Source organism: Enterobacteriaceae endosymbiont of Donacia dentata (assembly GCF_012570745.1).
GTDB lineage: Bacteria > Pseudomonadota > Gammaproteobacteria > Enterobacterales > Enterobacteriaceae.
On the sequence record NZ_CP046212.1, the window covers coordinates 313,561 to 330,007 of the forward strand.

At 24.9% G+C, this 16,447-nt stretch carries 11 protein-coding genes, 2 tRNA genes and 1 pseudogene; all 14 read right to left on the reverse strand.

Annotation, left to right across the window (positions count from 1 at the left end; genetic code table 11):
* Window positions 1–63: 63 nt before the first annotated feature.
* Window positions 64–140 (reverse strand) — tRNA-Met (locus GJT90_RS01530).
* 55 nt (window positions 141–195) lie between these two features.
* A tRNA-Leu gene (locus tag GJT90_RS01535) sits at window positions 196–287 on the reverse strand.
* A gap of 9 nt (window positions 288–296) precedes the next feature.
* Window positions 297–566 (reverse strand): preprotein translocase subunit SecG, encoded by a 270-nt coding sequence (gene secG / locus GJT90_RS01540; RefSeq protein WP_168920129.1) that lies wholly within the window; start codon window positions 564–566, stop codon window positions 297–299.
* A 296-nt stretch (window positions 567–862) separates the two neighbouring features.
* Window positions 863–2,665, reverse strand: a pseudogene (gene ftsH / locus GJT90_RS01545) (ATP-dependent zinc metalloprotease FtsH); the annotation flags it as partial.
* A 47-nt stretch (window positions 2,666–2,712) separates the two neighbouring features.
* Window positions 2,713–3,348 carry an RlmE family RNA methyltransferase gene (locus GJT90_RS01550; protein WP_168920130.1) on the reverse strand — a complete coding sequence of 212 codons (636 nt, stop codon included), beginning with the start codon at window positions 3,346–3,348 and terminating at the stop codon, window positions 2,713–2,715.
* A 129-nt stretch (window positions 3,349–3,477) separates the two neighbouring features.
* Entirely contained in the window at window positions 3,478–7,689 is a 4,212-nt protein-coding gene (gene rpoC / locus GJT90_RS01555; RefSeq protein WP_168920131.1) for a DNA-directed RNA polymerase subunit beta', read from the reverse strand.
* 49 nt (window positions 7,690–7,738) lie between these two features.
* Window positions 7,739–11,758: a DNA-directed RNA polymerase subunit beta gene (rpoB, locus tag GJT90_RS01560; protein ID WP_168920132.1), complete on the reverse strand. Its 4,020-nt coding sequence runs from the start codon at window positions 11,756–11,758 to the stop codon at window positions 7,739–7,741.
* Window positions 11,759–11,865: 107 nt separating this feature from the next.
* Complete coding sequence (rplL, locus tag GJT90_RS01565) at window positions 11,866–12,231, reverse strand: 50S ribosomal protein L7/L12 (RefSeq protein WP_168920133.1); 366 nt, start codon at window positions 12,229–12,231, stop codon at window positions 11,866–11,868.
* Between the two features lie 55 nt (window positions 12,232–12,286).
* Window positions 12,287–12,775, reverse strand: coding sequence for a 50S ribosomal protein L10 (gene rplJ, locus GJT90_RS01570; protein ID WP_168920134.1), 489 nt, complete (start codon window positions 12,773–12,775; stop codon window positions 12,287–12,289).
* Window positions 12,776–12,916: 141 nt separating this feature from the next.
* Window positions 12,917–13,618 (reverse strand): 50S ribosomal protein L1, encoded by a 702-nt coding sequence (rplA, locus tag GJT90_RS01575; RefSeq protein ID WP_168920135.1) that lies wholly within the window; start codon window positions 13,616–13,618, stop codon window positions 12,917–12,919.
* Between the two features lie 6 nt (window positions 13,619–13,624).
* Window positions 13,625–14,053 (reverse strand): 50S ribosomal protein L11, encoded by a 429-nt coding sequence (gene rplK / locus GJT90_RS01580; protein ID WP_168894795.1) that lies wholly within the window; start codon window positions 14,051–14,053, stop codon window positions 13,625–13,627.
* Window positions 14,054–14,118: 65 nt separating this feature from the next.
* Window positions 14,119–14,664, reverse strand: a complete 546-nt coding sequence (gene nusG, locus GJT90_RS01585; RefSeq protein WP_168920136.1) for a transcription termination/antitermination protein NusG — start codon at window positions 14,662–14,664, stop codon at window positions 14,119–14,121.
* Between the two features lies 1 nt (window position 14,665).
* Window positions 14,666–15,043, reverse strand: a complete 378-nt coding sequence (gene secE, locus GJT90_RS01590) for a preprotein translocase subunit SecE (protein WP_168920137.1) — start codon at window positions 15,041–15,043, stop codon at window positions 14,666–14,668.
* Window positions 15,044–15,187: 144 nt separating this feature from the next.
* Entirely contained in the window at window positions 15,188–16,372 is a 1,185-nt protein-coding gene (gene tuf, locus GJT90_RS01595) for an elongation factor Tu (protein ID WP_168920138.1), read from the reverse strand.
* Between the last annotated feature and the right edge of the window lie 75 nt (window positions 16,373–16,447).

A 16,447-nucleotide genomic window follows, 5' to 3' on the forward strand; every position in this document is an offset into this window, starting at 1 on the left:
AATTATATATATATATTATAAAAATATCATCATTAATTAGTAATTAATATAAAATGCGGTATTTGGTTGCGGGAGTTGGATTTGAACCAACGACCTTCGGGTTATGAGCCCGACGAGCTACCAAACTGCTCCACCCCGCGTCTACTTTAGAGAATATATGATATGCTAAAAATATAAATAATGCAATATTAATTTTGGTACCGAAGACGGGACTTGAACCCGTAAACCCAAAATAACAGGGTACTACCACCTCAAGGTAGCGTGTTTACCAATTTCACCACCTCGGTAAACAATTACTATTTATATTCTATATGATATTGTTGCACCATATTATCTTTTTTATATTTTTTTACATTAATATTATTTAACATTAAACTAATAATAAAAAATAAAGATGTTAATGTAATAATCAACCTAGTTAATATTTTATTTGACATATTTGTTTCAAAAGGTGATTTTGTATTACTTAATGAACTAATATCAATTTCATCATTATTTTGAAACATAATAACACTAACTAAAATAGTTGTAATAAAAATAAACAAAATCAATAATAATTTATACATATAATTTTAACAAATAATATCTTAATAAAATATCAATTTATATATATTATATAATAATAAATATTAATTACAATAAAAAATTCATTTTTTATATAAAAATATATTTTATATTTCTATTATTTTTAATAAAAAATATTAATTTTATAAAAATTAGTTATTAAAAATTATTTTTTATTTTAAAAATAATATTTAATATAAAAAATCTATGATATTTTATCATATTACTTATTTTAATTTTTATAAAATATCATAAATTATTTATATATTTTAAATATTATTTCTTTTCTATATTATTTAGGTGGTCTGACTTTTTTTCTAGCCATTAAATCATCAATTTGTATTATACCTATTGTTTCATATTTAATTAGAGTATTTTTCATAGCATGTAAAATATCAATATTATCATTTAAAATTTTAAATGCTCTATTATAATTTTCTTGTATTAAATATTTAACTTCTTGATCAATTATTTTTGCTGTTTCATCAGACATATGTTTAGCTTTAGCAACTGATCTTCCTAAAAAAATTTCATCTTCTTCTTCTGCATATAATAAAGGACCTAATTTTTTCGAAAAACCCCATTGTGTCACCATATTTTTTGCAATATTTGTTGCAATTTTGATATCATTAGATGAACCTGTTGAAACATATTTTTCACCATAGATAATCTCTTCAGCTATTCTACCACCATATAATGTAGATATTTTACTTTCTAATTTTTGTCGGCTAATACTAATTATATCAATTTCAGGTAAAAAAAATGTTACTCCTAATGCTCTTCCTCTAGGAATAATTGTTACTTTATGTACTGGATCATGATCTGGAACTAATCTTCCAATAATTGCATGACCTGCTTCATGATAAGCAGTAGCTTCTTTTTGTGCTTCTGTCATAACTAAAGAACGTCTTTCTGCTCCCATCATAATTTTGTCTTTTGCTTTTTCTAATTCTAACATAGAAACAAAATTATAATTTTGACGAGCCGCTAATAAAGCTGCTTCATTTATTAAATTAGCTAAATCAGCTCCTGAAAAACCAGGAGTTCCTCTTGCTATAATTTTAAGATCAACTTCTTTTGATATAGGTATATTTTTTATATGTATTTTTAATACCTGTTCTCTTCCTCTTATATCTGGTAAACCAACAATTACTTGACGATCAAAACGTCCAGGTCTTAAAAGAGCCGGATCTAATACATCAGGACGATTAGTAGCTGCAATAACAATAATACTTTCATTATCATTAAAACCATCCATTTCAACTAACATTTGATTTAAAGTTTGTTCTCTTTCATCATGACCACCACCTAATCCTGCTCCTCTTTGTCTCCCTACAGCATCTATTTCATCAATAAAAATAATACATGGAGAAGATTTTTTAGCGATACTAAACATATTTCTTACTCTAGAAGCACCAACTCCTACAAACATTTCAACAAAATCAGAACCAGAAATAGTAAAAAATGGTACTTTTGATTCTCCTGCTATAGCTTTTGCTAATAAAGTTTTTCCTGTTCCTGGAGGTCCTACCATTAAAATTCCTTTAGGAATTTTACCTCCTAATTTTTGAAATTTTGCTGGTTCTTTTAAATAATCAACTAATTCTTTTACTTCTTCTTTCGCTTCATCACATCCAGCTACATCATTAAATGTAATTTTTATTTGATCTGTTGTTAACATTTTAGCTTTACTTTTTCCAAAAGATAAAGCTCCTTTACCACTACCTTGTAGTTGACGCATAAAAAAAATCCAAACCCCAATTAATAACAACATTGGAAACCAAGAAATAAAAATAGATAGTAATATACTAGGGGGTTCAAGAGGTTCTCCTAATACTTTTATATTTTTTGAAAGTAGCATTTCAAGTAAATGTGAATCATGCATTGGTAAATAAGTAGTATAATTACTATTATCTTTTCTAAAAACACGAATTTTTCTTCCATTAATACTTGTTTTAATTATTTTATTTTGTTTTATTTCAGATAGAAAAGTTGAATATTCAATTTTAGTTTTTTTATTTGATCCATTTGGATTCAAACTCTGGAAAACAGATATTAATATGACTGTAATTGCTAACCAGAGAATTAGATTTTTTGCCATATCATTCAAAAGAATAACCTCTTGTAACTTTGTTAGTATATTTTATATTAATTCTTATATTTTTTTGCAACAATATAAATTTCACATGATTGAGATCTTGAAGCATTAGGTTTACTAATTTTAATTTCTTTAAATACAGAATTGATTTTATTATAGTATTTAACTAATTCTTGACTTTGAAAAGTTTTTACTAAAAAACTACCATTATGTTCTAAAAAAGAATAACATAATTCTAATGTTATTTTATTCAAATGAATAATACGTGGTATATCTATTTCTTTTATACCAGATATATTAGGAGATATATCAGACATTATAATTTGAACTTTTGTTTTTTTTAATATTTGAAAAATTTTATTTAATGTAATAGAATTACATATATTTCCCTGATAAAAATTAACTTTGTTAATTGGATTCATTGGTAATATATCACAAGCTATAACTTTCCCATTATTACCAATTTTTGATGCAGCAAAGCTAGACCATCCACCAGGTGAAGATCCTAAATCAATTACTGTTATATCATCATTGTTAAATATTTTGTATATTTTATTTATTTCTTCTAATTTAAACCATGATCTAGATCTAAATTTATTAATATTTTTTTGTACTTTTTTTATATAAAAATCTTTAAAATGATTTTTTAACCATTTTTTAGATTTTTTATTTTTTTTAAAATTCATAAAAATTATTTATTATCAAATATTTAATAATTTTTTAAAAATTACACATTAAATCATAACAAAAAATTTAAAATATTACAATTTGTAATGAAATAAAAAAATATATAAAATTAATAATTTTAGTTTTTTTTAATTAGCATTTAATAATTCAGTTAAATTAGCAGCAGCTGAATCTACAGAAGAAATATTATTTGTTTTTTTATTAAATTTTAATTTTTTTTTCTTAATTCTATCTTGATGATAAGAATATCCAGTTCCAGCAGGAATTAATCTTCCTACAATAACATTTTCTTTTAGTCCTTTTAATTGATCACATTTTCCAGCTACTGATGATTCAGTTAATACTCTTGTTGTTTCTTGAAAAGATGCTGCAGAAATAAAAGATGAAGTTGCTAAAGATGCTTTAGTAATACCTAATAAATCATGATTATATAATGCTATATTTTTTCCTTGTTCTTGTAATTTTTTATTTACAATTTTTATTTTTGATACTTCTACTTGTTCTCCTTCTAAAAAATTAGAATCTCCCATTTTTATTATAGTAACTTTTCGTAACATTTGACGTATAATAACTTCTATATGTTTATCATTAATTTTAACTCCTTGAAGTCGATAAACATCTTGTACTTCATTAATTATATAGTTGGTAACTGCATTAATTCCTCTTAATCTTAAGATATCATGTGGAGATTCTGGACCATCTGAAATAATATCTCCTTTATTAATTAATTCTCCTTCAAAAATATTTAATTGTCTCCATTTTGGAATCATTTCTTCATATGGTTGAATATCAGAATTTATAGGAGTAATTATTATTCTTCTTTTTCCTTTTGTTTCTTTACCAAAAGAAATAATACCACTAATTTCTGCTAAAATAGCAGAATCTTTTGGTTTCCTAGCTTCAAATAAATCAGCTACTCTGGGAAGTCCTCCAGTAATATCTTTTGTTCCACCTGATTCTTGTGGAACTTTTGCTAAAACATCACCTGCATTTATATGGGCACCATCTTTTAAATGAACTATTGATTTATTAGGTAAAAAATAATGTGCAGGAATGTCTGTACCTGGAATAATTATATCTTCATCAAGATCATTTATTATTTTAATCATGGGTCTAAAATCTTTACCTATAGAAGTTCTTTCAAAAGTATCTAAAACAACAATAGATGTTAATCCAGTTAAATCATCAGTTTGTTTTACAATTGTTTGTCCTTCTAACATATCAATAAATTTTACTTTTCCACTTACTTCACTAATAATAGGCATACTGTGAGGATCCCAATATGAAATTATTTCTCCTGCATTAATATTTGATCCATTTTTTTTTGTTATAATAGCACCATATGGTATTTTATAACTTTCTATAATTTTATTAAAATTATTAATAATTTTTAATTCAGAATTTCTGGATATTACTACTAATTTATTAGTAGAGTTTATAACTGATTTTACATTTATTAACTTTATAACTCCATTATCTTTAACTTGAATACTTGATTCAGTAGCTGAACGAGAAGCCGCACCTCCAACATGAAAAGTTCTCATTGTTAATTGAGTTCCTGGTTCACCTATTGATTGTGCTGCAATAACTCCTATAGCTTCTCCTATATTTATTAAATGTCCTCTTGCTAAATCACGACCATAACAATATGCACATACTCCAAAATCATTTTCACAACTCACTACAGATCTTACTTTAATATTATCAATTGCATATTTTTCTAATATATCACAGTATTTTTCATTTAATAATGTATTCCTATTAATTAAAATTTCTTTTCTATCTGGATAAAAAATATCTTCTGCAACTACTCTTCCTAATACTCTTTCTCTTAATGATTCTTTTATATCTCCTCCAGTAATAATAGAAGAAATTTTTATACCATCTAAAGTTAAGCAATCATTTTTTGTTATAACTAAATCTTGAGCTACATCTACCAATCTACGAGTAAGATAACCAGAATTTGCTGTTTTTAAAGCAGTATCTGCTAATCCTTTACGTGCTCCATGAGTTGAAATAAAATATTGTAAAACATTTAATCCTTCTCTAAAATTAGCGATAATTGGAGTTTCAATAATAGAACCATCTGGTTTTGCCATTAAACCTCTCATCCCAGCTAATTGTCTAATTTGTGCTGCAGAACCTCTAGCACCAGAATCTGCCATCATAAAAATATTGTTAAAAGAACTTTGTTCTGTTATCAAACCTTTTTTATCTATTACTTTTTCTACAGACAAATTTTTCATCATAGCTTTCGCTACTTTTTCATTAGCAGCAGCCCAAATATCAATAACTTTATTATATTTTTCTCCTGCAGTCACAAGACCTGATTGAAATTGTTCTTGAATTTCAGTAACTTCAGATTCTGCTTCAGAAATAATATCTGTTTTATTATTAGGTATTATAATATCATCTATACCTACAGAAGAACCTGATTTAGCAGCATAATAAAAACCAGTATACATAATTTGATCAGCAAAAATAACTGTAGATTTTAATCCTAAAATTCGATAACATATATTTAAAATGTGTGATATATCTTTCTTACCTAAAGTTTTATTTATCATATTATATGATATACCTTTAGGTACATAATTCCAAAAAATGGCTCTACCAATAGTAGTATCTACAATACTACTATTTTTTATCCATATATTCTTAATTAAATTTTTTTTATATTCTTTTATTTTTACTTTAACACGAGCATGTAAATCAGCTTGTCCTAAAATATAAACACGTTCTGCTTCTTTAGGACCTGTTAATATCATTCCTTCTCCATAAGCATTAATTTTATCTTTAGTCATATAATATATACCTAAAACTACATCTTGTGATGGTACAATAATTGGTTCTCCATTTGCAGGAGATAAAATATTATTAGTAGACATCATTAAAATTCTTGCTTCTAATTGAGCTTCTAATGTTAAAGGAATATGCACAGCCATTTGATCTCCATCAAAGTCTGCATTATAAGCAGCACACACTAAAGGATGTAATTGTATTGCTTTTCCTTCAATCAAAATAGGTTCAAAAGCTTGAATCCCTAACCTATGTAAGGTTGGAGCTCTATTTAATAGAATAGGATGTTCTTTTATTACTTCATCTAAAATATCCCATACTATTGATTCTTCTTTTTCTACCATTTTTTTTGCGGCTTTAATGGTAGTAGCAAAACCTTTAACTTCTAATTTTCCATATATAAATGGTTTAAATAATTCTAATGCCATTTTTTTAGGTAATCCACATTGATGTAATCTTAAATATGGACCTACAGTAATTACTGATCTTCCTGAATAATCAACTCTTTTACCTAATAAATTTTGTCTAAACCGACCTTGTTTTCCTTTAATCATATCAGCTAAAGATTTTAAAGGACGTTTATTAGAACCGGTAATAGATTTACCTCTTCTTCCATTATCTAATAAAGCATCAACAGCTTCTTGTAACATACGTTTTTCATTTTTAATAATAATATCAGGAGCTGATAATTCTAGTAAACGTTTTAATCTATTATTACGATTAATAACTCGACGATATAAATCATTTAAATCAGATGTTGCAAATCTTCCTCCATCCAAAGGAACTAAAGGTCTTAAATCTGGTGGTAGAACAGGTAATACTGTCATAATCATCCATTCTGGTTTATTACCTGAATTTATAAAAGATTCTAGTAATTTTATTCTTTTAGATATTTTTTTTCTTTTAGTTTCGGAATTAGTATTATTTAATTCATCACGTAATATTTTACATTCTTGTTTTAAATTAATATTTTTTAATAAATACTGTATTGCTTCTGCTCCCATCTTAGCTTCAAATTCATCACCAAATTCTTCTAATGCATTTGAATATTGTTCTTCAGATAAAATTTGTTTTTTATTTAATGAAGACATACCTTCTTCAATTACTACATACGATTCAAAATATAATACTCTTTCTATATCCCTTAAAGGAATATTTAATAATAAACCTATTCTAGAAGGTAATGATTTTAAAAACCATATATGTGCAATAGGTGATGCTAATTCAATATGTCCCATACGATCTCTTCTAACTTTAGTTTGTGTTACTTCTACTCCACATTTTTCACAAACAACACCTCTATGTTTTAGACGTTTATATTTACCGCATAAACACTCATAATCTTTAATAGGACCAAAAATACGTGCACAAAATAATCCATCTCTTTCTGGTTTAAATGTACGATAATTAATTGTTTCAGGTTTTTTTACTTCTCCAAAAGACCAAGATTTTATCATATCAGAAGAAGCTAAAGAAAGTTTTATTGTATCAAATTCTTCAATTTTATTTTGTGATTTTAAAAAATTAAATAAATCTTTCACAAATTTATTACCTCAATCATATTATGAGTAGATAAAACTTTAATAATTACTATTTATTTTCTAAATTAATATTTATACCTAAAGATCGTATTTCTTTTAATAAAACATTAAATGACTCTGGAATACCAGCATTCATTTGATGATTTCCATCAACAATATTTTTATACATTTTTGTTCTACCATTTACATCATCAGATTTAATTGTTAGCATTTCTTGTAAAGTATATGCTGCTCCGTATGCTTCTAATGCCCAAACTTCCATTTCACCAAATCTTTGGCCTCCAAATTGAGCTTTCCCTCCTAATGGTTGTTGTGTTACTAAACTATAGGAACCTGTAGATCTAGCATGCATCTTATCGTCTACTAAATGATTTAATTTTAACATATACATATATCCGACAGTAACAGGATTTTCAAAAGGTTCTCCTGTACGTCCATCATATAATTTAATTTGACCAGAAACTGGTAAATCTGATAATTTTAATAATTCTTTAATTTCATTTTCTTTAGCACCATCAAATACTGGTGTTGCTATAGGTAATCCTGTTTTTAAATTATTTGCTAATAACATAATTTCGTTATTATTAAAATTATTTAAATTAATATCTTGATAAGTATCATCACCAATATCATATGCTTTTTGTAAAAAAATACGTATTTTTTCTATATTTTTTTCTTTTAATAAAGAATTAATTTTATTACCTATTTCTTTAGCTGCCATACCTAAATGAGTTTCTAAAATTTGTCCTATATTCATTCTAGATGGTACACCTAAAGGATTTAATACAATATCAACAGGAATTCCATTATTATCGTAAGGCATATCTTCTACAGGACAAATTTTAGAAATAACACCTTTATTTCCATGTCTTCCCGCCATTTTATCTCCTGGTTGTATTTGTCTTTTTACTGCTAAATTTACTTTAATAATTTTTAAAATTCCGGGAGCTAAATCATTACCTTGTATAATTTTTTTTTTTTGTATTTTTATTTTCTTTTCAAATATATTTTTTATTTCTGTATATTGTTTAATATAATCATTTAATTTTTTTTGTTCTATTTTATCTTTTAAAGAAATAGAACTAAAATAGTTAATATCAAAATTTTTTATATTCTCTTTTACTAAAAAATTATTATTCAATAAAAATTTTTTTATATTTAAAATAATATTTTCTTCAAAAATTTTTTGTTCAGCAAATAAATCTTTCTTTATTTGATTAAATTGCATTTCTTCAATTTCTAAAGTCCTTTTATCTTTTTTTACTCCATCTCTTGTAAAAATTTGAACATCAATAACTGTGCCTAAAGTTCCATTAGGAACACGTAAAGAAGTATCTTTTACATCAGAAGCTTTTTCCCCAAAAATAGCACGCAATAATTTTTCTTCTGGAGATAACTGTGTTTCCCCTTTTGGGGTAACTTTACCTACAAGAATATCACCACTTTTAACTTCAGCACCAATATATACAATTCCACATTCATCTAATTTAGATAAAGAAGATTCACTTACATTTGGTATATCTGATGTAATTTCTTCTTTTCCTAATTTTGTATCACGGGATATACAAGATAATTCTTGTATATGTATAGTAGTAAATTTATCTTTTTGCACAATTTTTTCTGATAATAAAATTGAATCTTCAAAGTTATAACCATTCCATGGCATAAAAGCTACTCTCATATTTTGTCCTAATGCTAATTCTCCTAAATCTGTAGCTGGACCATCTGCTAAAACATCACCTTGATATACTAATTCATTTAAGTGAACACATGGAATTTGATTAATACATGTATTTTGATTAGATCGTATATATTTTTCTAAATTATATATATCTATATTATTTTGAGTATTAATGTTATCATTTATTTTTATAATAATTTTTGAAGAATCTACATATTGTACAACACCAGAATTTTTAGCAATAACAGTTACACCAGAATCAATTGCTACAATTCTTTCCATACCAGTTCCTACTAATGGTTTTTCAGCTTTTAAAGTAGGAACTGCTTGTCTTTGCATATTAGCACCCATTAAGGCTCTATTAGCATCATCATGTTCTAAAAAAGGAATTAATGAAGCCCCTACAGAAACAATTTGTTGTGTAGAAACATCCATATAATGAATTTGATTTTTTTTAAATAAACCAGATTCTCCTTTATAACGACATATAATAAATTCATTAATTATGTATCCATTTTGATCAAAATCAGTATTAGCTTGTGCAATAATAAAATTTCCTTCTTCTATGGAAGACAAATAATTAATTTTATTAGTAACCAATCCATTTTTTACAAATCTATATGGTGTTTCTAAAAAACCATATTCATTTGTTCGTGCATATACTGATAATGAATTTATTAAACCTATATTAGGACCTTCTGGAGTTTCAATTGGACATACTCTTCCATAATGAGTCGGATGTACATCTCTAACTTCAAACCCAGCTCTTTCTCTAGTTAATCCTCCTGGTCCTAAAGCAGAAATACGTCGTTTATGTGTAATTTCAGATAATGGATTATTTTGATCCATAAATTGAGATAATTGACTAGAACAAAAAAATTCTTTTATAGCTGCAGAAATTGGTTTAGCATTAATCATATCTTGAGGTGTTAAAGTATCTAAATCTCCTAAAGACAATCTTTCTTTTACAGCTCTTTCAACACGAATTAAACCTATGCGAAACTGATTTTCTGCCATTTCACCAATAGAACGTATTCTTCTATTACCTAAATGATCAATATCATCGATACTTCCTTTTCCATTACGGATATTAATTAATTTTTTAATTACATCAATAATATCTTTTTTACTAAGTGTCCCTTTACCATTAACATTTTCACGTAATAATGAACGATTAAACTTCATTCTACCAACAGGAGATAAATCATAACGATCTTCTACAAAAAATAATCTTTTAAATAACATTTCTGCTGCTTCTTTTGTAGGTGGTTCTCCTGGGCGCATCATTCTATATATTTCTACTAAAGCTTCTAAACGATTTGTAGTAGTATCTAATTTTAATGTTTCAGAAATATAAGCACCATGATCTAAATCATTAGTAAAAATTGTTTCAATAAAATTATTACTTTTAAAAATTTTATTAATTATATCTATAGATAATGGAGAATTAGCAGAAATAATAATTTCTCCAGTAGAATTATCTATATAATCTTTATTAACTATCTTACCTACCATATATTCTATAGGAATATTAATACATTTTACTTTATTTCTTTTTAAATGATTAATATGACGTATAGTAATTCTTTTACCTTTTTTGACGTAACAAATATTATCATATTTAATATCAAAAAATGCTGTTTCTCCTCTTAATCTATCAGGAATTAACACCATCGATATTTTTTCATTTTTTATATGAAAAATAGTTTTTTTAAAAAAAATATTTAATATTGATTCTATATCATAATCTAAAGCACGTAAAATAATTGTAATAGGTAATTTTCTTCTTCTATCTATACGTACAAAAATATTATCTTTAGCATCAAATTCAAAATCTAACCAAGAACCTCTATAAGGTATAATTCTAGCATTATATAATATTTTTCCTGATGAGTGTGTTTTTCCTTTATCACTATCAAAAAAAACTCCAGGACTTCTATGTAATTGTGAAACAACTACACGTTCAATTCCATTTACTATAAAAGTACCATTTTTTGTCATTAATGGTATTTCACCCATGTATACTTCTTGTTCTTTTATATTTTTAATTGATAATTTTGATATTTCTTTATCATAAACAATTAATTTTAATATTACTTTTAAGGAAGCTGAATATGTCATACCTCTTGTATGACATTCTTTAACACTATAAAGAGATTTTCCTAAACTATAATCAACATATTCTAGTTTAGAATAACCACTATAACTAAATATAGGAAAAATACTTTTTAATGCAGCTTCTAAACCATATTGTCCTTTAGGATCTTTTCTTATAAATTTTTTAAATGAATCTATTTGTATAGAAAGTAAATATGGAATATTTAAAACTTGAGGTCTTTTTCCAAAATTTTTACGAATGCGTTTTTTTTCAGTTTGAGAATAAACCATATGGTTCCTCAGTTATCTGATAAATTAAGCAATTAAATTAGTATTATTACTCGTAATAAAAATTACTTATATAATAAAATTATTATTATATAATAATTATTTTTAAATTATTTAATCTCTATTTCTGCTCCAGAAATTTTTAATTTTGATTCTAAATCTAAAGCTTCTTCTTTACTAACAGATTCTTTTAATATTACAGGAGCTGATTCTACTAAATCTTTAGCTTCTTTTAATCCTAAATTCATTATACTTCTAACAACTTTTATAACGGATATTTTATTTTTTCCTATACTTTTTAAGTATACATTAAATTCTACTTGTTCTTTTATTTCTTTCTCATTATTACTATTCTGTTCATTTTTTACTATACTAGTAACACCAAATTTTTTTTCCATGGTATTAATTAGTTCCATTATATCCATAACGGACATAGATTCTACAGCTTCTATTATTTGTTCTTTAGTTATAGGCATAATATATATTTTCCTTTATCAAAAAGAATAAAATTTTTTATTAAAAAAATTAAATTTATTTTATATTTTTAATGCTGATTAAAGTTCTTATTAATTTTCCTATAGAAATGTCTTTTATAATTATTAAAAAACGTACTATAGCCTCTTCATAAGTAGGTAATTCTGCTAAAATAGAAATATTTTCACTATTTATTATTTTATTATTATATGATGCTGCTTTAATTTTAAATTTTTCATTAATTTTATTAAATTTTTTAATTAAACGCGCGGCAGCTCCAGGATGTTTAAGTGAGTAAGCAATTAATATTGGTCCATTTATTAATGGTTCCAAACATTGGAAATTACTATTTTTTATAATTAATTTTAGTAATTTATTTCTAATAATATTTATTATTACATCATTTTCTCTACTTTTTTTCCTTAATTTATTTAAGTCATTAGTACAAATTCCGGAAAAATCGATAATTACAGCTGATAAAGCACATTGATTTATTTTACTTATTTTTGCAACAATCATTTTTTTTTTTTTTATATTTAATGACATTAGAAGATTATTGCACTCCTGAATTTTTATAAAAAAAGAATTAAAATTATAACATAAAATATAAAATTTTTAAAAAAATACCAAATAATTTTATAAAAAAATAATAATCTATATATTAAAATTTTTTTATAAAATAAAAAATTAATTTATTAAATTCATACAATCTTTAGTAATATTTATAGAAATTCCCATTGTAGAAGATATATATATTTTTTTTATATAATTTCCTTTTAATTGTACTGGTCTATATTTTATTAATGTTTTTAATAAACATTGTAAATTTTCTTTAATTTTATAATTTTTAAAATTAATTTTTCCTATATTAGTATGAATAATACCATTTTTATCATTACGAAAATTTATTTGTCCATTTCTGATTTTTTTAATTGTTTCACCAATATTATTAGTTATTGTACCTAATTTAGGATTAGGCATTAATCCTTTTGGACCAAGAATAGGTCCTAATTTACTTACTATATCCATAGCTCCTGGTGTAGCTATTACCACATCAAATTTTTTTTCACCATTATTAATTTTACTTGCTAAATCAGACATACCAATAAATTCTACTTTTAATTTTTTTGCTTGTATTGCTTCATCACCATCAGCAAAAACTGCTATTCTAATATAATTACCAGTACCATGTTTTAAACAAACATTACCTCTAATATTTTGTTCTGTTTTTTTTGTATCTATTCCTAAATTTATAGCAATATCAATACTTTCAATAAATTTTACTTTACTTAAAGATTTTAAATTATTAATAGCATCTTCAATAGAAGATTGCTTTTTAATATTCATATTTTTATACATTAAATCCATACGTTTTGTTAATTTTATCATTATATTTTAATCCTTAATAGTTAATCCCATAGAACGTGCAGTACCTTCTATAGATAACATCATAGATTCAATATTAATTCCTGTCATATCAACATATTTTATTTCTGCAATTTTACGAATTTGATCACGTGTAATTATTCCAATTTTATCTATATTGGGTTTACTTGATCCTTTTTTAATACCAATTATTTTTTTTATTATTGCAGATGTAGGAGGAGTTTTTGTAATAAAAGTAAAAGTCTTATCAATATAAACAGTAATAACTACTGGAATAGGCATATTTTTTTCTAAATTTTTTGTTTTTGTATTAAAATCTTTACAAAAATTCATGATATTTAATCCATGTTGTCCTAATGCAGGTCCAATAGGAGGACTAGGATTAGCATTACCAGCAGGAACTTGTAATTTTATGTAAGTTTTTATTTTTTTTGCCATAATATTTTCTCTAATTATTATAAAATAAATATTTAATTTAATTATATAAATTTTTTAAATAAAAATTATCCTTTTTCTATTTGACAAAAGTTAAGATCAACAGGTGTTGATCGTCCAAAAATTGATACAGAAACTTTTAATCTACTTTTTTCATAATCTACTTCTTCAACTATTCCATTAAAATCAGAAAAAGGACCATCTTTTACTCTAATCATTTCTCCTGGTTCAAATAAAATTTTTGGTCTAGGTTTATCACCAATTTTTTGTAAACGTCCTATAATAATATTTACTTCTTTTTCACTAATAGGACAAGGATTATCAGGTGTCCCTCCTATAAAACCTAAAACTTTAGGAATACTACGTACTAAATGCCAACTTAATTCTTTCATAATCATATTAATTAATATATATCCCGGGAAAAATTTACGATCACTTTTATATTTTTTCCCTTTACGTATTTCAATAATAGATTCAGTAGGTACTAAAATTTTACCAAAAAAATCATCCATAGAATGAATTTTAATATATTCTTTTAATGATTCTACAATACGATTTTCAAAACCAGAACGAGCTTGAATTACATACCATTTTTTTTTTAAAGATTTATACATATTATACCCTTGTTCCAGTTAAAAATGATATTAAATAAATTAGAAAATTATCTAATATCCAAATAATAATTGACATTATTATGGTAATAATTGTAATAACTAAAGTTGTTTGCCAAGTGTATTTATATGTAGGCCATATTACTTTACGAGTTTCTATTTTCGTTTCATTTATAAAAAAAAGTAATTTTTTACCTTTATTAGTAGTTAATATAATATAACTTATTAAAGTTAAAACTAAAAAAAATAATATTAAACGAATAAATAAAGGTATATTTTGATAATGATAGTTACATATTATAGTAAAAATTAATAAAAATAAACTAATAAACCATTTAATAATTTCTATAAAATTTTTATTTATATTTTTTCTAAATTCCATAATATTAATTGTCTATTAACTAATAAAAATTTAATTATATAAATAATAAAAAAATTTTACTAATAATTTATTATAATTTTAAATATTAAAAAGAATCAAAGGGAGGTTTTATATATATTTCCCTTATCTTCTTTTATTTTTTCTTTATTGTAAAATTTTTGTAACTACTCCTGCTCCTACGGTACGTCCACCTTCACGAATAGCAAAACGTAAACCATTATTCATCGCTATAGGATTAATTAATGTAACGATCATATTAATATTATCTCCAGGCATAACCATTTCAATATTTGAAGGTAATTCTATAGTTCCAGTTACGTCTGTTGTTCTAAAATAGAATTGAGGACGATATCCTTTAAAAAAGGCCGTATGTCTACCACCTTCATCTTTAGATAAAATATATACTTCTGCTTCAAATTTAGTATGAGGTGTTATTGATCCTGGTTTTGCTAAAACTTGTCCTCTTTCTATATCCTCTCTTTTTATTCCCCGAAGTAAAACTCCTATATTTTCGCCCGCACGTCCCTCATCTAATAATTTACGAAACATTTCTACCCCGGTACAAATAGACTTAATAGTACTTTTAATACCTATAATTTCTACTTCTTCTCCAATTTTTATTATACCTTTTTCTACTCTTCCAGTAACTACTGTACCTCTTCCTGAAATTGAAAAAACATCTTCAATTGGTAATAGAAAAGGTTTATCAATATCCCTTATAGGATCAGGAATATAACTATCCAAATATTTTGTTAATTCTATTATTTTATTTTCCCATTTTTTATCACCTTCTAATGCTTTTAAAGCAGATCCTCGAATAACAGGTGTAGTATCTCCTGGAAAATTATATTGTGTTAATAAGTCACGTACTTCCATTTCAACTAATTCTAGTAATTCTTCATCATCAACCATATCACATTTATTAAGAAAGACGATAATATAAGGAACACCTACTTGTCTTGCCAATAAAATATGTTCTCTAGTCTGAGGCATAGGACCATCTGTTGCTGCTACAACTAATATAGCACCATCCATTTGAGCAGCACCTGTAATCATATTTTTTACATAATCAGCATGTCCAGGACAATCTACATGAGCATAATGACGAGATTTAGTATCATATTCAACATGAGAAGTATTTATAGTTATACCTCTTTCTTTTTCTTCTGGAGCATTGTCAATTTGATCAAAAGCTTTTGCGGTACCACCATATTTTTTAGATAAAACAGTTGTAATAGCTGCTGTTAAAGTTGTTTTACCATGATCAACATGACCTATAGTACCTACATTAATATGAGGTTTAGATCGTTCGAATTTTTTTTTAGACATAGTAAAAAATATCCTTCTAAATAAATTAAAATTTTTTATAAAAATTTTAAAATTTGATTAAAATTTAATTAAAAT